Source organism: Kordia sp. E, assembly GCF_056033805.1.
On record NZ_JBRASR010000002.1, the window covers coordinates 1,275,973 to 1,296,179 of the forward strand.

The window sequence follows — 20,207 nt, forward strand, 5'->3', positions numbered from 1 at the left end:
ATAGTGTTATTAAAGCAAATGTTATCTTAAGGTTATATCTTTCTAGAAATGAACATCAAATTGCAATCTATATAGTAATTTATCATTTCCTTCATTTACAGATAAATAGCTAATATCTGACTGTATTTTTAACTTATGTCCAACTATATATTTAGAAACTCCAAGTGTAAATTGCTTTTCAAGTCCTTTTCCAGTAATATTTTTATTAAAATCGATACCAGTGTAGCGTCCGGTCACTTCATAATTATTAGTGAATAAATAACCAGCTTGCAGATTAAGCGCATTCCCTATTTCTACAACATCACCTGTTAAACTGCCATCAGAATTTTTGGCAATAGGATCATTAGCATCTCTACTAGCATACTCTCCCAAAAATGTAAACCCTTTATATTTTAATATGGCGTCAATAAAAAAAGTGTTAATATTAGTTTGGTGAAAACCAGTATCTGTTTTCATGTACACTCCTAAATTGCTTCTGCTTTTTACCGCGTCATTATTAAAGTCATACGTAGCACCAATAGCTACTTTTACATTTTGCTCTCTTAAAAAATCAACGCTCGAATAATCTCCATTTTGTTGAAATGCTCCAAAGGGTAATAATTCGATTCTACCTGTATATTGATGACCACCAAGGTTTCCAGTAGTTACATTTCTTCCTTCTCCTTGAGAAATTGCAAACATTTCACGAACAATAAAATTATTTGAAAGCTTAAAATGATGTCGCAATTGTAGTCCAACATCTCTATCAATATTGAAATTGACATTTAAAAGAGAACGATCAACTAATGATAAATCTCCTGAAGAAATAACGCGTTCTCTATTCCCTGGCAATTTAGCCTGCCCAACCCAAAGCCAAAAATTCTCATGAAAATTCCATTTTACTACAGCATCAAAAATATACCTCGGTGTATTATTGGTAAATTCTGATGCGCCAGAGATATCTCTGTTAGATAATCCTAACTCAATTTTATATTGAAGTTTAGGAGAAAAGGCAAATCCTTTAAATTTTAAACGTGCTCTACGAACTAAAAAGTTGGATTCAGAATTCACAAGACTTCCATTTTGATCTTCCCATTGAGAAATAGCCAAAAATTGCATTCTAGCACTAAAATTCATGCTAAAAGTGCTGTCTTTTTTTTGGATATTTAAAATACCATTTCCAAATTTTGGAATACTGATTTCTTGTGCTGTAGATTTGAGTGCAATAGTAGAAAAAATAAGAATTAAGAGGATTTTTGTTTTGATCATTCAAGAGTTTTTAAAAAGTCACCATTTTAGAATAAAAACAGCTAAGGTTTAATTTTAACACTATGATGACTTAGCTTATTCTATCGGTAAAGAAATTGAATTCGATAGTTAAGTTAATATTAATTACCGAAAATTGGTCGTAATAATTTTATATAATTACATTATTGTTTTAAATCATCTTGCAGACTTAAAAAAATATCGAAAAAGTCATTGTCTTTATATCGTATAATTTTCGTTGTCTCTATCGCAGATAAAAATGTCTCTTATTAAGTTAAGATTATCCTGAATTATAAAAATATCATGTTTTTTACTTAAAAATTAGGAATATAGTACTCCAAAAACGGCTGTTATGGGATATCAATTATATATGTAGTATATTGCAAGGAAAAATGCTATTTAATAATGAACTGGGAACAATTACTCTCGTTAAAGCGTTACGGGGATACTCATAAGCGACTTCGAAAAGAACAAGATGAAACCAGATTGGGCTTTGAAGTAGATTATGATCGTATTATATTCTCTTCCGCTTTTCGCAGTTTACAAGACAAAACGCAAGTTGTTCCGTTATCCAAAACCGATTTCGTTCACACACGACTAACGCATAGTTTAGAAGTGTCCGTTGTGGGTAGAAGTTTAGGAAGAAGTGTTGGAAAGAAACTACTAGAAAAGTATCCACATCTAAAAGAAGTACACGGATTTCAGTTTAATGATTTTGGTGCTATTACTGCTGCTGCAGCTTTAGCACATGATATTGGAAATCCACCTTTTGGACATTCAGGAGAGAAAGCAATTGGAGAATATTTTAAGATTGGAAGCGGAAAACAATTTCAATCAGAATTGACACCAAAAGAATATCAAGATTTGTGTGATTTTGAAGGAAACGCAAACGGATTTAAAATTTTAACCGAAAACCGTAAAGGAGTCGACGGAAGTTTACGTTTAAGTTATGCAACACTTGGAGCGTTTATGAAGTATCCGAAGCAATCGTTGCCAAAAAAGCCAACAAAACACATCTCAGATAAAAAGTACGGTATTTTTCAATCTGAAAAAGAAGCATTTACGGATGTAGCCAATGAGCTAGGTTTAAAAACGTATGGAGAAGGCGATGATACTCGTTATGCACGTCATCCATTGACATTTTTAGTTGAAGCTGCCGATGATATCTGTTACACAATCATTGATTTTGAAGATGGAATCAATCTTGGACTCATTCAAGAAGAATATGCATTAGAATATTTAATCAACTTAGTTAGAGACAATATTCAGACGGAAAAGTATAACTCATTACAATATCGTGAAGATCGTTTGAGTTATCTAAGAGCACTATCTATCAATACATTAATAAATGATGCAGCACGTATCTTTTTAGAAAATGAAGAAGCTATATGTAAAGGAGACTTTTCAGTAGGACTCATGGAAAAGAGTAAGTACAAAGCTCAAATTGACGACATCATTAAAATTAGTGTTGAGAAGATATATCAAAGTAATGAAGTTATAGAAAAAGAAATTACAGGTTATCACGTATTGCAGCACTTGCTTGATACATTTATCACAGCAACAACTAATTACCACAAAGATTCCCTATCAAACTATGATAAATTAATTTTGAAAGTTTTACCTGAAACTGTAGACTACTCTACAGATCATTTATACAAAAGGCTGATGAATATCACCAACTTTATATCTAGGTTATCAGATAGTAAAGCGGTATTTTTGTTTAATAAACTCACAGCCAAAACATTATAAAATTATTAATTAAGCCATTAACCCAATTATTATCTATGTATTCAAATTACATTAAAACTGGAATTATGCTTTTTTGCGCGATGTTTATTTTACAAGCAAACGCACAAGATCAAGCAGTATCAGTGAACAAGCGAATGCAGTTCACTAAGGATGTTTCTCCAGCGAAAGCGCAGAGCGAATTTTTGAGAAACTTCAAATTAGACGAAAATAATACATTCCAATCTAAAACTGTAAATCAAGATAGAATAGGAATGAAGCATGAAAAAATGCAACAATACTATAACGGTATCAAAGTAGAATTCGGTACGCTAATTATTCACTCCAAAAATAATGTTGTAAAAAGTATTAATGGAGAAGTATATAACGGAATCGGTATCAACCTTTCTCCTTCATTATCTGCTCAAGAAGCTTTTAACAAGGCAACTGCACATATTGGAGCACAAGAGTATTTGTGGTCAAATCCTGCGGAAGCAGCAGCAATGAATTACTCAAAACCAGCAGGAGAATTAGTATTACTTCCTGAAATGGATACGTATTCAGGATTATTAAATCTTGCATACAAGTTTGATATTTATGCAACACAACCTGTAAGTAGAGGAGTTGTATATGTAGATGCAGTTAATGGAAACATTTTATTCTATAACAAAATCTTAAAGCATCACAACAATGAAGGTCGTGAAATGCTTAACAATCCTGCTAACTTAGTAAAAGTTAAGAAAGAAGAAACAGCAATGTTTGTACTTGGATCAGCAAATACACGTTACAGCGGATTACGCGATATTGAAACACGTTTAGAAGCAACAAATGTATATACACTAAATGATGACTCTAGAAGTGTATTTACAAGAGATGCACAAAATATACCTTTTGGTGGTGGATATGTTGCCAACTTTGCTGAATTTACAGATACAGACAATATTTGGTCACTTCCAGGTTTAGACAACGCAGCATTAGACGCACATTGGGGCGCAATGCAATCCTATGATTATTGGTCAACTGTTCATGGACGAATTGGAATTGATGGAAACGGATTTCCAATGCGAAGTTATGTTCATGTAAATAATCCACAAGGTGGAGGAATTTGGGCAAATGCAGCTTGGAATGGAGCTGTAATGTCATATGGAGACGGAAATGGAGGAAGTGTTCAGCCATTAACATGTATAGATATTTGTGCACACGAAATTGGACATGGAATTGATCAATTTACTGGAAACTTAGTATATGCAAGAGAATCTGGTGCATTAGATGAAGGATATGCAGATATTTGGGGAGCTTCAATTGAGTTCTTTGCAAAAGGAAATGGAAACGATTTAAACCCTAATGTTGAAACATGGCGAATTGGAGAAGAAATTGTATCAAATGGAATTGGAATTAGAAGTATGAGCAATCCAAATCAATTTGGAGATCCTGATACTTATTTAGGTGCAAACTGGAGAGCAACTACAGTAGCAGGTTGTCCAACACCAAATAATACAAATGACCAATGTGGTGTACACAGTAATAGTGGAGTATTAAATCACTGGTACTATCTATTAGTAGTAGGAGGATCAGGAACAAATGATGTATTTGACGCCTTCAATGTTACTGGGATTGGAATACAAAAAGCACAAGAAATAGCATATATAATTCAAAGAGATTACTTAACGCCAAACAGTACATTTTTAGATACTAGAAATGCAGGAGTAGAAGTTGCGCTAAATCTTTACGGAGCAAACAGCCCAGAAGCTATTGCAACACAAGATGCTTTTTATGCAGTAAATGTTGGACTTCAATATGTTCCATTAGCTACGGATGCTAGATTAGTTTCTGTTACTGAGCAAGAAATTAACTGTGGATTAAATACATTTAGTCCAAATGTTAGAGTTGAAAACTCAGGAACAGTAAATGCAATAACAACTGTTGATGTTAGTTATACAATTGACGGAGGAGCAGCAACTACGTTTACATATAATGGAAACATTGCAGTTGGAGCAACACAAGATATTCCTGTTCCAGCAATTACAATGACAAGAGGACTACATGCAGTTAGTTTTACTATTACGACACCAAATGATGGAAGCGCAACAAATAATACAAATGGTTTTGCCATTCGTGTAAACGAAATTGGAACACCACAAGTAGTAAATGACTTTGAAACTGTTGCTGATGAACTAAACACATATGCAGATGGAATTCCACAACTTTGGAGTAGAGGAACATACAATCAAGCAGGAAGTGTATTTGCAACAACAGTACTAGAAGGAGATGTATATGCAACAAACCTTAATGGAAACCATTTCCAAAGTACAAGAAGTTACCTATTGACAGAATGTTATGACTTAAGTCAAATTACAAATCCACAAATTGTATTTGATATGGCATTTGATATGGAAGAAAACTTTGATTTTGTTTTTATGGAGTATTCTACTGATGGTGGAGCTAATTGGAATACTTTAGGAGCTGCAAGTGATCCAAATTGGTATAATAGTGATAGAACAGCTGCTTCATCTGGAAACTCAGATTGTTTCAGTTGTCCAGGAGCACAATGGACAGGTACCGATGCAGTAATGAAAGAATACAGCTATAACTTAGGAGCTATAAGTAGTGAAACAAGTGTTGTATTCAGATTTGCGATGGTTGCAGATCAAAATACAAATCAAGCTGGTCCTATAGTAGACAACTTAGTTGTAAACTCAAGTCTAAGTGTTGATGATTTTGCAAACAATAACAGTTTTTCTGTATATCCAAACCCATCAAAAGGAAGCTTTAACATTCAAGCTAAGAAAAACTTAGGAGATGTTTCAGTAAACATATTTGACATCAACGGAAGAAGTATTTATACAAAAAATGTAGCGTTAACTGGAACGGTTAATTTCGATTTAGATAACTTACAGTCAGGATTATACATTCTAAGAGTTGAAGGAGAAGACTTTGTAGAATCTAGAAAGATTATCATAGAATAATACAGTAAGTAAACTTACGTAACACACACAAATATCCTTCTCTTGAAAAATCGATCTATACATATGGACAGAAGAAAAAAGAGGAGGATATTTTATTTACTATTACTTTTAGCCATCATTGGCTACATCTACAGTAGTAAAGGTAAAAAAGAAGACACGGAAAAAGTTCCTGAAAAAAGCATTCAAGAAACACATGTATATCATTTAGAGAACAGCCCGTTTTCGGTATCCAAAAACCAATCACGGCAAGATAGAAAACTACAAGGGTTGCCGCCAAACGCATACTTTGAGCAACAATGGGAACTCACCATGAATCCAAGATTAGGAAGGCCAACTCCTGAAGTGTTAGTGCGTTTACAACAACAATTAACTTTACAAAACCTACAAGAACGTTCTCCTGGAGACGCATTCGACAATGCTTGGGAAGAAAGAGGTCCAAATAATATTGGAGGACGCACACGAGCAATTCTATTTGATCCAAACGATACTAACAACGCAAATCCAGCAGATGATTACACACGTGTCTTTGCAGGAAGTGTTTCGGGTGGATTATGGGTAAATGATGATATCACAGATGTAAACTCGTCTTGGCAATTAGTCACAGGTTTGCCAGATAATATTTCAGTTTCGGTAATCATTGTAGATCCTAATGCTTCCAATACTTTATATCTAGGCTCAGGCGAATCATACACAACAGGTGATGCTGTGGGAAACGGAATTTACAAATCTGTAGATGGCGGAACTACATGGCAACAACTACTTGGCGGAAACTTCGGAACATCATCAGTTGATGGTGCTTCTTACTATGTTGATGGTCTATTTTACATCAATGACTTAGTAGCTCGTAACAACAATGGAACAACCGAATTATACGCTTCAATAGCAAGTGCCGTATATAGAGATGCAGGCTCACCATTCAATGTATTAGGATACAATCAACGTGGATTATACAAATCTGATGATGGCGGAACCAATTGGTCACGTTTTCCAATTCAATATGGAAGTGGATTATACCGAAATCCAAGCGATATCGAAATTGATCTAAATAATGACATTTGGTTAACAACTACAGGTGATTTCTTCAATAACTCAGGTGGACAAATATATACATCATCTGATGGAATTACATTTCAACAAAAATATACTATTGGAGGAGCTAAACGGACAGAAATAGAACCTTCATCAACAACTCCAGGAACTTTCTGGATTTTGGCAGAAATCAATCAACAAGCTGATGTATTCGTTACAACTGATAACTTTACTACGGTAACTACAATTACAGAACCCAATGATGCTGATACTGGAATTCCTGCAACAGATTTTACTCGAAATCAGGCATTCTATGACTTAGTTATCGAAGCAGATGCTAGTGATAATCTATACGTAGGCGGAATCGATTTATTCAAATACAATACAACAAACAACAATTGGGATCAAATCTCAAAGTGGAAAAATGACAGTGGTTTAGAAAACATTACGGCTTCGTCTGTACATGCAGATCAACATGCAATCGTTTTTCGACCAAACAACAATAATCAAGCAGTCATTGGAAATGATGGCGGTATCTATTTTAGTGCTAACTTTTCAACGTCTGTAAATAATGCTACAGCAATCCAAACCAGAAACAAAAACTACAACGTAACACAGTTTTATTATGGCGCTATTGCGCAAAATGATATCATAGATGGTGATGATATTGTTGGTGGAACACAAGACAATGGAAGTCTATCTGCAATTGATGCTGCAATAGGAATTAACAACTTTTCTTCCATAATTTCAGGTGATGGCGCGTATATAGAAATTGATGAAGATGATGGATATGCTATCATTTCGTTTCCATTTCTAAATCATGCGTATGTTCCATATCCTTCATTTAATATAAATGTTGGATATTTCATTGCGTTTGAGTCAAATACGGCTAGTTATCGGGAAGGTGAATTCATCAATACGGCAGAATTAGACAAAACGCTCAATATTTTATACACGAATGCATCAACGTCTAATGGCGTCTATCAAATTGGACAACATGCTAATGTAACTGGTGGAAACGGTAACGTAACAACCTTTGAAATAACGGATCCGTTACTTGATAACGTAACAACAGCTTTAAAAATTTCGGCAGACGGACAAACATTATTTGCAGGGTTAAAAAATGGTAAATTACTCAAAATTGACAATCCACATACGGAAACACCAACGTTTACAGACATAAGCGATGTTAATTTTGCAGGAAGTATTTCTGATATTGAATTTGGTTTAAATGAAAACGAACTCTTAGTAACGTTTCATAATTATGGTGTAAGTAATGTTTGGTTTTCTGAAAATAAAGGTACTTCATGGAAAAACAAAGAAGGAAATTTACCAGATTTACCAGTAAAATGTATCTTAATGAATCCGTTGCTCACTGCCGGATCAGAAGTAATCATTGGAACTGGTTTAGGTGTTTGGCGTTCGCAAGATTTTGATACAAATTCACCAACTTGGATACGATCAGACAATGGAATGCGCGGAGTTTCTGTCTTAGATTTAGATGAAAGAACTTCGGATCATACAGTATTAGCAACAACATACGGGCGCGGTTTATTTACAGGAAACTTCTTATCAGGAACACTAAATACTGTGGAAATTCAGCCAGAAAATACATTTAAAATCTATCCGACTATTTCTGATGGACATATGACGCTTAGCGCGAATGAAAACGGAAAAGGAAGTATTTTTGTGTATACATTATCAGGACAAAATGTGTACAATAAAACAGTAAGCTTGACTAAAAATACACCAACTAACTTGAATCTATCTGGTTTATCTTCAGGTGTGTATATCTTTAAAATTCAACAAAACAGTAACGTTAGAACTCAAAAAATTGTAATTCAGTAATTGATCAATCTAACGATGTGAAAATTGGACGATTTATTTTTTTATTAATGCGTTAATTTGAAATAAAAATCTAGTACTTCAATTATATCTCAAAAAGGTTTCGCCTGTCCGAAGAAATAATGAATGAACAATCGGAATTGCGACGCGCAGCGTAACGCATGTAGATTAGTGAGTGAATGTTGCGCAGCAATTTCCTGCGGAAGGATTGATTTTTTGTTTCTTTTTTATCAAGAAAAAAGATAGTGATCAAAACTTTAAATACTGAATCAAGCCTAGCTTGATATTAATTATTCAATAAAGAAATCAACAATTCTTTGATTGCATTCTTAGAAATTCCACATTCATCATGCAATTCTTCCACAGTTCCATGTTCAATAAAACGATCAGGAATTCCAAGTGTATGTAGTGTATTTGTATACTTATATTGTGAAGCAAACTCAATAATAGCACTTCCAAAGCCACCTTTAATTGCGCCATCTTCAAGCGTTACAATTGTGTCAAATTTTTCAAACACTTTATGTAATAACGTTTCATCCAAAGGTTTTACAAACTGCATATCAAACAAGGCAATTCGTTTAGACAAATCAAACTCTTTGACAGCTTCTATAGCTGCCGATCCAATATGTCCAATACTTAACACGGCAATATGTGTTCCTTCTTTAATATAGCGTCCTTTTCCAATTTCGATTTTCTCAAAAGGTTGTTTCCAATCTTGTAACATTCCGCGACCTCTTGGATACCGAATTGCTATTGGATGTTCCAATCCAAGTTGTGCTGTGTACATTATATTTCGTAATGCAACTTCATGCAAAGGCGCAAAAATGATGAGGTTTGGAATGCAACGTAAATAAGCTATATCGAATACACCATGATGTGTAGCTCCATCTTGTCCAACCAATCCAGCTCTATCTAAACAAAAAATTACTGGTAAATTCTGCAAAGCAACATCATGTATTACCTGATCGTATGCGCGTTGCAAAAACGTAGAATATACATTGCAAAACGGAATTAACCCTTCTGTCGCCATTCCTGCAGCAAGTGTAACAGCATGTTGTTCAGCAATTCCAACATCAAACGCACGTTCGGGAATTGCTTCCATCATATATTTTAATGAACTTCCTGTTGGCATTGCTGGCGTAATTCCAACAATCTTCTCGTTTTCATTAGCAAGTTCAACAATTGTATGACCAAAAACATCTTGAAACTTTGGTGGTAAATGTGCGGTATTTTTAGGTGTCAGTTCTCCTGTAACTTTATCAAACTTTCCTGGCGCATGGTATGTAACTTGATTTTCTTCTGCTTGCTGCAATCCTTTTCCTTTTGTGGTAATAACATGCAAAAACTTTGGACCTTTTATGGTTTTTAATCGCTCCAATTCGGCAACAACCGCAAAAATATCATGTCCATCAATTGGTCCAGAATATTCAAAATTTAACGCTTCAAAAATATTATCTTGCTTCTGAGTTCCTTTCTTCACATTCGTTAAATACATTTTCAATGCGCCAACACTCGGATCAATTCCGATAGCGTTATCATTCAGAATCACCAAAATATTAGTATCAGTCACACCAGCATGATTCATGGCTTCAAACGCCATTCCACTAGCAATAGAAGCGTCGCCAACAATAGCAATATGCTGTTTGGTAAAATCTTGCTGTAATTTGGAAGCAATTGCCATTCCTAAAGCTGCAGAAATCGCCGTAGACGAATGTCCAACGCCAAAAGTATCATACTCACTTTCATCACGTTTAGGAAATCCAGAAATTCCGTTTCGTTGTCTATTAGTGTGAAAAACGTCTTTACGTTCCGTCAAAATTTTATGCCCATATGCTTGATGTCCAACGTCCCAAACAAGTAAATCATTTGGAGTGTCAAACACATAATGTAACGCAATGGTCAACTCTACAACACCTAAACTTGCGCCTAAATGCCCTTCTTTCGTAGCTACAATATCAATAATAAATTCACGCAATTCTTGTGCAACTTGTGGCAAATCTTCTTTTGAAAGTTTACGTAAGTCAATAGGAGAATGAATATGTGAAAGTATATTTTTCATGGGTGAATTAAGAAATGTAAAATTACAATTTTAAATAATGATCTGTTTATACTAGTCATACTTTTTGTTATAGTTTATCATAGTTTGTAACTTGTTTAAAACATTTAATAATAATTTAGTATGAAAAAAATATCAAACCGTAAACAATTGCTTTTAGTAGTAATGTTAACTTTTTCAGTATCTGCATTTGCTAATTTTGGAGGACATATATGTAAATGGTGGCATTTTTGGCATTAAAATATATATCATAAATCGTAGCTTTGCCTAAAATTCCACAATGAAACTAGAGGATATTTACGACGACAATTATTTCATGAAAAAAGCACTGCAAGAAGCAGAAATGGCGTTTGAAAAAGGCGAAGTCCCTGTAGGAGCTGTGATTGTTATTGATAACAGAGTTATTGCGCGCGGACATAACTTAACAGAAACCTTAACGGATGTTACAGCACATGCAGAAATGCAAGCCATTACAGCGGCGGCAAACTTTTTAGGTGGAAAATATTTAAAAAGATGCACGTTGTATGTAACGCTCGAACCTTGCCAAATGTGCGCAGGCGCATTGTATTGGAGTCAAATTTCAAACATTGTCTATGGTGCACGTGATGAAGATCGAGGTTGCATAAAATTAGACACTAAATTACATCCAAAAACGGTGATGAAAGGCGGAATTATGGCTGAAGAAGCTTCAAACTTATTAAAACAATTTTTTAGTCAAAAACGAAATTTAAATTCATAAAAAAACGCGCAATGTATCATTGCGCGTGAAATTGTGAAAGTGGTTAGTAAATTACTATTCAATAATTTGTACCTGTGCGGCAACCATTCCTTTTCGTCCTTCTTCTTCCTCAAAAGAAACGTTATCGCCTTCGTTTAAAACTAAGCCGTTCAAGTTAGAAATGTGGACAAAAATGTCTTTTCCTGTGTCATCGTTGGTAATGAATCCAAAACCTTTAGATTCATTGAAAAATTTAACTGTACCAGTCATTTGTGATAAAAAATAAAATTAATAAGTAACTAAGTTAGCACTTTTAATGCATAACCAATACAAATGTTAAATGTTTTTTGCGTTATTCTTTTCGAGCGAAGTCATTCATTTCCTTCAACTTATCGTTTGAAAGTATAAAATCTTCCTTCTTTTTATCTTTATATCTGTAGTAAATAAATAGTGGCATCCAAACAAAAGAAAAGGTTAAAATACAAAGTCCAATTACTTTTTGCTCAAAATTTTCTTCCTGAAATTCGTAGTAATTTGCAAATATTCCAACACCTAATAAAATGATGAGTAGTATGATAAGAATGTATTTCATTTGTTTATTTTTTAGTTGAAAAGACTATCGTGTAAAAGTAATCAACTTTCTCCTATACGCGGTTAACATTTTTGATTTTGAAACGAATCCGTAATATTTTCCTTCTTTTAAAACAGGCAAATTCCAAGCGCTGCTATCTTGAAACTTTTTCATCACCGATTTCATATTATCTTCTTCATAAATAATATAATCGGGCGCTGCATGCATAAAATCGTTCACCGAAAGTGAATCGTACAAAGAAGTGTCAAACATAAACTCACGAATATCATCCAACACAATAATTCCAACTAAAAATTCATCTTCATCAACAACAGGAAATAAGTTTCGTTTTGATTTTGCTACTGCTTTATGCAATAGTTCTCCCAAGGTCATTTCTGGTTGAATTTTACTGAAATTTTGCTCAATAACAGTATCTAATGCCATTAATGTCAATACTGTTTCATCTTTATTATGTGTCAATAATTCGCCTGTTGAAGCCAGTTCGCGTGTGTAAATAGTATAGTTTAATAGATTTTTTGTGATGAGAAACGAAATAGCACAAGTTAACATTAAAGGGACAAACAAATCGTAGCCACCAGTAATTTCAGCAATCAAGAAAATTGCCGTTAATGGTGCATGCAAAACTCCTGCAATTAATCCTGCCATTCCGACCAATGTAAAGTTAGCTTCAGATACATTAAACCCAAACTGATTGATCACTTTTGCTACAATATTTCCCAATGCACTTCCCATCACCATTGTTGGAATAAAAATTCCTCCCGATCCACCAGCTGCAAATGTTGTAGTCATGGCAATGGCTTTAAAAATGGTCATTCCGATCAAAAGTACAATGACAATCCAGATATTTTCTGTGTAATTGTCTAAAGGTGTTTTCCCGAGCGCTTCTATATGATTTCCATCGAGTAAATTAGTGATGAATCCAAAACCTTCTCCATACAATGGTGGAATAAAATAGAGCATTACACCAATGGCCAATCCACCAATAATAAGTTTGGATACTTTATTTTTAAATCGGTCAAAAAATTGCGTGATTGCAAAATGCATTTTGGTAAAATAGATAGACGCAAACGCCGTACCAACACCAAGTGCAATGTAGAAAGGAATATCACTGAGTTGAAATTGTTCTGAAAGTGTAAAGTTGAATAAGTTTTCATTTCCAAGAAAAAAATACGAAGTCACAACTGCCGAGACAGACGCTAATAATAAAGGTATTAAAGACGTTAAAGTCAAATCTAAACTAAAGACTTCAATCGCAAAAATGATAGCTGCAATTGGCGATTTAAATATAGAAGAAATCGCGCCAGCGGCTGCACAACCAATTAGTAACATTCGTGTTTTACTATTGATGTGAAAAAGTTTGCTAATATTGGAGCTTATTGCCGAACCCGAAGCAACTGCAGGACCTAACAATCCGACAGAACCACCAAAACCAACCGTTAGTGGCGCTGTAATGAGTGGCACATACATTTTATAGTTTGCAATAATTCCAGTGCGTTTGGATAACGCATACAAAATGGACGAAATAGCATGTTCGGTTTTTTTCTTGAAGACAAATTTTAATACTAAATAGACCAAAAAGAGTCCAACAAGTGGCAAAATAAAATACAGTTGATTTTTAGAAAAAATGATTCCATTCTCTAACAATGCCTGAATCCAGAAAGTGATGTTTTTAATTGTAACGGCAACCAATCCGGAGCCTAAACCAACTAATACACTTAATATAAAGACAAAATTTTTGTTGGAAATATGTTTGTATCTCCAAATTAAGAAACGTCTAAATAATGATTTTTTCTGCGTTGGCATTTGTTAGTTTGTATCTTTTAAAAGTACAAATCTAATGCATCGATTCCAATTTCGTTTTCAGATTTTCATAATCTTCTATATATAATTGTCGCATCGTTTCTACATATGGACGCTGATCGTAATATCCATTATAAAAATCATCGATGGCTTCGGTAATCATAGAAAGTGCTTCTTGCTTTTTCTTTTGAAATTTTTCTTTGGGAATCATTGTGTGAGTTAAATCGCCATAACGTGATCCTTTCATTGTAATTTCTTGTTGAAGCAATTGGAGTTCATCTAACAATAGTAAAACTTTGTAATACTTGGCATTTGAAAATTCTGCATTGTATTTTAGTAATAAATTGAAATTTTTTAAAGCTTTCGCAGGATTTCCAGCTTCATAATGAGCAATTCCCAGGTATAAAAATGCTTCATGCTCTACCCAATCTTCGCCAGTTTCTTCGGTTTCTTTTTTAATATGTTTGTCAAAATACGCAATAGATTTTTCGTAATCTTTCAAACCTAAATAGGCAATTCCTCTCCAATAATCGACACTGTGACCTTGTGGAGCATCTATAAACTTTGGCGTCAACGAGTCAGAAGCATCAAAATCTGCAATGGCTTTTTTATAATCTCGGTAAAACCATAAATATAAATAACCGCGCCAAGGATATCGATGTTCAGGATTCATGACAAGCGCTTTGTTATATTGCGGCAACCATTTGTGCGGCATTCCACGTTTTAAGTGTGCAACCGACAATTCGTAAACGGCTTGCTCATATGTTGGATCAATTTCTACAGCTTCCGCAATTCCGTTTTGAAAAGGAATTGAACCTTGCGTAAATTGAATCGCTTCTTTATAACGTTTTTCTGCACGTTGTCTTTTACTTTTTGCATCATCTTCACACGAAAACAGCAAACATAGACAACAAAAACTAAGGGATAATTTCAGTAACTTTTCCATTTTCTATTCGATATGATACGTACATGTAATAATTTCTTGGTGCTTCGTAATATTCAATAATTTCCCAGTTTTCAGGATTTGATGTAATCTTGAAAAGTGAATCCACCATTGTTTTGTTTAAAGAGGTTTCTTCTAAATCTAAATTCATTTGAATGATTTCAAACCAACCTGCATTTCCTTCACAATTTACTAAGAAACGAAAATTTAGATAGCCTGAATCTGTAAACGTATTTTCATTAAAAGAAGCTTCAATATGATCGCGAAAACGCTTCTTTGTACCTTTATACGCTTTTAAACCAGCGCTGCTGTAGGTATTGTAAATTCTATTTTCATCGCAAAGTTCATATTCTGTGTTGAGCAATGCTTTTTCTTGATCTATATAGCCAATATAGGTTTTGTAAGGTTTATTTTCGGTATTAAAAGCTTCTGTGTAGTTGTAGTATGAATATCCTAGAAACCCAGCAACGCATAACAATGCTATTCCTAAAATGATGGCAACTATTTTAATGATTCTCATTTAGTTATTTTATAGTATAAATCTAATGAAAAAAATAAATCCTAACGTATATATTATATGTACAACTTACATAGTGGTATCAACTTCTATTCGTATTGTATGAACTACAGCGTATATGATTACAATTTACTACCTTGTTTTATCATTAATTTTAAAATCGTGTATTATGAAAAAAGGAAATCTTAGATCACTCTCACTTAATAAAAGTGTTATTTCAAAATTTGAAAATATGCCAACAATTATTGCTGGTAGACGTCCTGAAATAGGTATGAGTCTTCTCGATGATCCAGTGCCTCCAACTTGTGGTTGTACCTTGGATTTACCTGGTCATTGTGCGCCTCCACCAACAAGTCCCGTTACGTGTGCTACGACATGTTCTCCAGAATCGTGTTATGCATGTTAATAACGATAAATTTTAATTCGTAGTTTACTTTATATTTAGTATTACTGTAAAAACAAAAATCTCTTAGAATTTTAATTCTAAGAGATTTGTATAAAGTATATATTGATAATTTTTATGCTTGTAAATCAAGTTTGATACTTAATTCTTTTAATTGTGCGTCATCAATTGTTGCAGGCGCATCAATCATAACATCACGGCCAGAGTTGTTTTTCGGGAATGCAATGAAATCACGAATGGTTTCTTGTCCACCTAAAATAGCTACTAATCTATCCAATCCAAAAGCCAATCCTCCATGTGGTGGCGCTCCGTATTGGAAAGCGTCCATTAGGAAACCAAATTGTGCTTTAGCTTCTTCTTCGGTAAATCCTAAATGCTTAAACATTATTGCTTGCATTTCTTTATCGTGAATACGAATAGATCCACCACCAATTTCATTTCCGTTTAAGACTAAATCGTATGCGTTTGCTTTTACATCACCTGGGTTTGTGTCTAATAACTCTAATTGACCAGGTTTTGGAGATGTAAATGGATGGTGCATTGCATGGTAATGTCCAGTTTCCTCATCCAATTCTAATAATGGGAAGTCCATTACCCAAAGTGGAGCAAATTCTTCAGGATTACGCAATCCTAAACGTTCTGCTAATTCCATACGTAAAGCACTTAGTTGTGCACGTACTTTGTTGGTGTTTCCAGATAATACACAGATTAAATCACCTGGGTTGGCGCCAGTTGCTTCTGCCCATTTTGCTAAATCTTCTTGATCGTAGAATTTATCTACAGATGATTTAAACGTTCCATCTTCATTACATTTTACGTATACCATTCCTAACGCGCCAACTTGTGGACGTCTTACCCAATCAATCAGTTTGTCGATTTGTTTACGTGTGTAACTTGCTGCTCCAGGAACTGCAATTCCGACTACTAATTCTGCCGAATTGAATACATTGAATTCTTTATGTTGTGCAACTTCATTTAACTCACCGAATTCCATTCCAAAACGAATGTCTGGTTTGTCATTTCCGTAGGTTTTCATTGCGTGATCATACGTTATTCTTGGGAATTTTTCAATGTCAATTCCTTTGATTTCACTTAGTAAGTGACGTGTTAATCCTTCAAATACATTTAAAATATCTTCTTGCTCTACAAACGCCATTTCGCAGTCAATTTGCGTAAATTCTGGTTGTCTGTCAGCTCTTAAATCTTCATCACGGAAACATTTTACTATCTGAAAATATTTATCCATTCCACCAACCATCAAGAGTTGCTTGAAGGTTTGTGGCGATTGTGGTAATGCGTAAAATTGTCCTTCGTTCATACGTGAAGGCACTACAAAATCACGTGCGCCTTCTGGCGTAGACTTTATTAAATAAGGTGTTTCAACTTCTATAAATTCTTGCTCTGACAAGTATTTGCGAACTTCCATCGTTACTTTGTGACGGAATATTAAGCTATTTTTTACAGGATTTCGACGAATATCAAGGTAACGATATTTCATTCGGATATCTTCTCCACCATCTGTATCATCTTCAATCGTGAAAGGTGGCAATAAGGAAGCGTTTAATAATGTCAATTCGGTAACAAGAATTTCAATGTCACCTGTTGCCATTTTTGCGTTTTTTGCTTCACGCTCAATCACTGTTCCTTTTACTTGAACTACAAACTCTCTTCCAAGTGTTTTTGCTTTTTCAAAAACGGCTGTTGGTGTACGTTCTTCATCAAAGATTAATTGTGTGATTCCGTAACGATCACGAAGATCGATCCAAATCATAAACCCTTTATCTCTAGATTTTTGTACCCAACCTGAAAGGGTAACTTCTTGTGTAATGTGTGATGCTCTTAGTTCACCACAACTATGTGATCTGTACATGTATATGCGATTTTAAAAGCGCAAATTTAATGGTTTTTGGTGGATGAATGGTGTAGGAATTGAAATATTTTGGGAGTTCTTTTTATGAAATAAATAGAATAGGAGACAAGAATATAAAATTGAAACTGAAAGAAGTTTCGCTTAAAAAGAAAAACGCTTCACTATAATTAGCAAAGCGTTCTCAAAACTGCTATTAATTAAAAACGGTTTCTAAGACTTGATTCGTTTGACCTTCTTGTGTGCCGAGTTCATCAATCCATATGATCTTTGCATGTGTATACGGTTTTAAAAGCGAAGATTTAATGGTTTTTGGTAGATCACTAAGACAACTAAATATTTTTAGAATACGTAAGTAGCCCTTTGTTTAGTTTTGTCGTTTTTCCTATAAAAAAGCATCAATGTGTAAAAAAAATATTAGTTTCAGCATATAAAAATATTAATCAATCAATATCATGGCACAAAATACTATTACAGGAAATGTAACAAATGGAGCAAATGGACAACCATTTGTTGGCGCTAATGTCACTGTTAAAGGAACGTCACAAAGTACTTATGCTGGCTTACACGGTAACTTTACGATTGAAGTAGCCGAACTACCAGTAGATTTATTATTTTCTTTTTCTGGATATCAAACAGTAGAACTTAATGTGGATACTGTTGCTCAACCTGCAAATGTAACTTTGAACCCTCTGGGTTAGGTTTAGATTAAATTGTATTAGTACAAAACCAAGAATCGTTTTAGAATTATGAGTACGAATTGATAGGTTTGACTTTCAATCTATTTATATATTTAAGAAAGAAGACACTTCTACTATAGAAGCGTTTTCTTTTTTATTAATTAAATACAGTTTCCAAAGGTTGATTTATTTGACCTTTTTGCTTTGCCATTGCTTGACTTTCCTTGGCTGCAATTACATATAAGTTAAAATCATAGTTTTCTAATTCAGGTGTAGATACATTTCCTTGTACTTTATATACTGGAATTAAAAATCGTTGCAAATCTGAAGGACTTGCTGCATAGTATCCTAAGCTTACATCTGTAATTTCCCCTGAGCTTTTTCCTTGTTTTCTTATGATTGCAAATCGTTTGTTGTCAAACACTTGTTGTACTGCGTCTTCGGGTGAAATTACTTCCGCTTTTCCATCTTGTTTCGGTGTTCTGTTGAAATGTACAAATTGAATTAATTGATCATTGTTTATGAATGATATTTGTGTTTTTGCACCCGAACCAAATATAGGTAACCCTTCTAATTCGTGTGTAAAGTTTACATTGACACTTGTTGGAAATTTTTCTGGATTTTTGTCTTTTGGTGATTCACTGATTGAAGCAAAAGAGTTTGTGACGGAGTGTATTTTCATCGTGCTTTCGTCAATTTTTAATTGCTCTAAAAGCTTTTTGGCACTGCGAATTGCATCTTTTTCAGAAGGTAAATTCCTAGATAATTCTTTGTTTTCGCTGTATGCGTTTTTGCGATCTGTCCACCAAAATGAGTCACTTCCAGTATATATTTCTAACGCTTCTCTTTCGTTTCTAATGATGAGTTGATCTCCTAAATCTCTCAGTTCGCCTTCCGTTTTGAAGTTTTCACGTAAAAGTTCTGTGCGTTTTGCGATGTACTCTGCATATTCTTTGTTTTTAGCCGAAGCTGTATCAAAGTGAAATGTTTTATACATTGGTACTTGACCAATATGTTTTGGTAGTTCTGTATTAAATTTGAATAATGAATCTTTCATTTTTTACTTTTTTTGATGATTGAATGTTAACAGTTTCCGTTTGCGTATGCTAAAGAAGTTGGGTTATCAGGATCGATACTTATAAACCCTTTTCCATGCCAATGATCGTTTAACGTGTTGATGCTTCCTTCCATTGCACGCAAATACGCCCACTTTGTTTCTGTTGGCTCTGTTTCGATACAGGCTTTGATCCAAGCTTCACGAACAGTCCAAGAATCATTTAATCGTTTTGCAAATTTTTCACCACGGTCTCTTCGGTCATAACATATAGTTGCAAATCCTAATATGAAGTGTAATCCTTTAAAAACTCCCCATCCCCAACGGTCAAAAACATCATCAAATTCTAGAGCTTGGCAACCGTCAAAAACAATCCATTCCAAGTCTTTATCTCCAAGTGTCATTTCTGTATTTCGAGCTTTTCCGTCATCAAAGTCATTTCTTCCAAAAAGCAAATAACTTCTTGATCCGTGACCTGAGAAGAAAGCAATGTCTACATTATCAGCATAGGTTGTGTCGGTTCCGTCAGAAGGACTTCCTTTTCCTGATTGTTCAAAATCTCGATCCCATGCTAGGTTGTTTCCATAATCAAATTGTTTGACACCTTGTAGTTTGTTGTAAAAACCTCTGGCATTATCATCATTATTGCTAAGGTCAGAAGCATTTCCGTTGTATTCATTGACCCATTCAATTCCAATTGATCCCATAAAAGTAGTTTTAGTTTTTAATCTAGTTTTTTCAAAACTAGCTTGTTTTGATTAGGAATA

General features: G+C 34.2%; 16 protein-coding genes. 6 read left to right on the plus strand and 10 right to left on the minus strand.

Annotated features, from left to right (window positions below):
• Window positions 1–42 precede the first annotated feature (42 nt).
• Complete coding sequence (locus ACUUYC_RS08730) at window positions 43–1,248, minus strand: porin (protein ID WP_474265310.1); 1,206 nt, start codon at window positions 1,246–1,248, stop codon at window positions 43–45.
• A 402-nt stretch (window positions 1,249–1,650) separates the two neighbouring features.
• Here ACUUYC_RS08730 and ACUUYC_RS08735 point away from each other — a divergent pair, with 402 nt between their 5' ends.
• From ACUUYC_RS08735 to ACUUYC_RS08745, 3 genes are all read left to right on the plus strand, one after another.
• Window positions 1,651–2,994: a deoxyguanosinetriphosphate triphosphohydrolase gene (locus tag ACUUYC_RS08735; protein ID WP_474265313.1), complete on the plus strand. Its 1,344-nt coding sequence runs from the start codon at window positions 1,651–1,653 to the stop codon at window positions 2,992–2,994.
• A gap of 35 nt (window positions 2,995–3,029) precedes the next feature.
• On the plus strand, window positions 3,030–5,936 hold the full coding sequence (locus ACUUYC_RS08740) for a M4 family metallopeptidase (RefSeq protein WP_474265314.1): 2,907 nt from the start codon (window positions 3,030–3,032) through the stop codon (window positions 5,934–5,936).
• 63 nt (window positions 5,937–5,999) lie between these two features.
• Complete coding sequence (locus tag ACUUYC_RS08745; protein WP_474265316.1) at window positions 6,000–8,813, plus strand: T9SS type A sorting domain-containing protein; 2,814 nt, start codon at window positions 6,000–6,002, stop codon at window positions 8,811–8,813.
• Window positions 8,814–9,096: 283 nt separating this feature from the next.
• Here the strand turns inward: ACUUYC_RS08745 and ACUUYC_RS08750 are convergent, their stop codons facing one another.
• Complete coding sequence (locus ACUUYC_RS08750) at window positions 9,097–10,869, minus strand: 1-deoxy-D-xylulose-5-phosphate synthase (protein ID WP_474265318.1); 1,773 nt, start codon at window positions 10,867–10,869, stop codon at window positions 9,097–9,099.
• 277 nt (window positions 10,870–11,146) lie between these two features.
• On the opposite strand from ACUUYC_RS08750, the gene ACUUYC_RS08755 reads away from it, so the two are divergent.
• Complete coding sequence (locus ACUUYC_RS08755) at window positions 11,147–11,605, plus strand: nucleoside deaminase (RefSeq protein ID WP_474265320.1); 459 nt, start codon at window positions 11,147–11,149, stop codon at window positions 11,603–11,605.
• 54 nt (window positions 11,606–11,659) lie between these two features.
• Here the strand turns inward: ACUUYC_RS08755 and ACUUYC_RS08760 are convergent, their stop codons facing one another.
• From ACUUYC_RS08760 to ACUUYC_RS08780, 5 genes are all read right to left on the minus strand, one after another.
• Complete coding sequence (locus ACUUYC_RS08760) at window positions 11,660–11,854, minus strand: cold-shock protein (protein ID WP_474265322.1); 195 nt, start codon at window positions 11,852–11,854, stop codon at window positions 11,660–11,662.
• A gap of 82 nt (window positions 11,855–11,936) precedes the next feature.
• Window positions 11,937–12,176, minus strand: coding sequence for a hypothetical protein (locus tag ACUUYC_RS08765; protein ID WP_474265324.1), 240 nt, complete (start codon window positions 12,174–12,176; stop codon window positions 11,937–11,939).
• Window positions 12,177–12,200: 24 nt separating this feature from the next.
• The gene (locus tag ACUUYC_RS08770; protein ID WP_474265326.1) at window positions 12,201–13,979 is read right to left on the minus strand and encodes a chloride channel protein; all 1,779 of its coding nucleotides are present in this window, start codon (window positions 13,977–13,979) and stop codon (window positions 12,201–12,203) included.
• 31 nt (window positions 13,980–14,010) lie between these two features.
• Complete coding sequence (locus ACUUYC_RS08775) at window positions 14,011–14,922, minus strand: tetratricopeptide repeat protein (protein ID WP_474265328.1); 912 nt, start codon at window positions 14,920–14,922, stop codon at window positions 14,011–14,013.
• Window positions 14,894–15,439 (minus strand): hypothetical protein, encoded by a 546-nt coding sequence (locus ACUUYC_RS08780; RefSeq protein ID WP_474265330.1) that lies wholly within the window; start codon window positions 15,437–15,439, stop codon window positions 14,894–14,896. The genes ACUUYC_RS08775 and ACUUYC_RS08780 overlap by 29 nt, the downstream gene beginning before the upstream one ends.
• A gap of 166 nt (window positions 15,440–15,605) precedes the next feature.
• Between ACUUYC_RS08780 and ACUUYC_RS08785 the strand changes: the two genes are divergently transcribed.
• A complete protein-coding gene (locus ACUUYC_RS08785) occupies window positions 15,606–15,842 on the plus strand; it encodes a hypothetical protein (RefSeq protein ID WP_474265332.1) in 237 nt (78 codons plus the stop codon).
• Window positions 15,843–15,954: 112 nt separating this feature from the next.
• Here ACUUYC_RS08785 and aspS read toward each other — a convergent pair whose 3' ends face one another.
• Entirely contained in the window at window positions 15,955–17,709 is a 1,755-nt protein-coding gene (aspS, locus tag ACUUYC_RS08790) for an aspartate--tRNA ligase (protein WP_474265334.1), read from the minus strand.
• A gap of 452 nt (window positions 17,710–18,161) precedes the next feature.
• Between aspS and ACUUYC_RS08795 the strand changes: the two genes are divergently transcribed.
• Window positions 18,162–18,407, plus strand: coding sequence for a carboxypeptidase-like regulatory domain-containing protein (locus ACUUYC_RS08795; RefSeq protein ID WP_474265336.1), 246 nt, complete (start codon window positions 18,162–18,164; stop codon window positions 18,405–18,407).
• A gap of 136 nt (window positions 18,408–18,543) precedes the next feature.
• Here ACUUYC_RS08795 and ACUUYC_RS08800 read toward each other — a convergent pair whose 3' ends face one another.
• Complete coding sequence (locus ACUUYC_RS08800) at window positions 18,544–19,443, minus strand: two-component system regulatory protein YycI (RefSeq protein WP_474265337.1); 900 nt, start codon at window positions 19,441–19,443, stop codon at window positions 18,544–18,546.
• A 26-nt stretch (window positions 19,444–19,469) separates the two neighbouring features.
• On the minus strand, window positions 19,470–20,147 hold the full coding sequence (locus ACUUYC_RS08805; protein WP_474265338.1) for a DUF6345 domain-containing protein: 678 nt from the start codon (window positions 20,145–20,147) through the stop codon (window positions 19,470–19,472).
• Window positions 20,148–20,207: the final 60 nt, after the last annotated feature.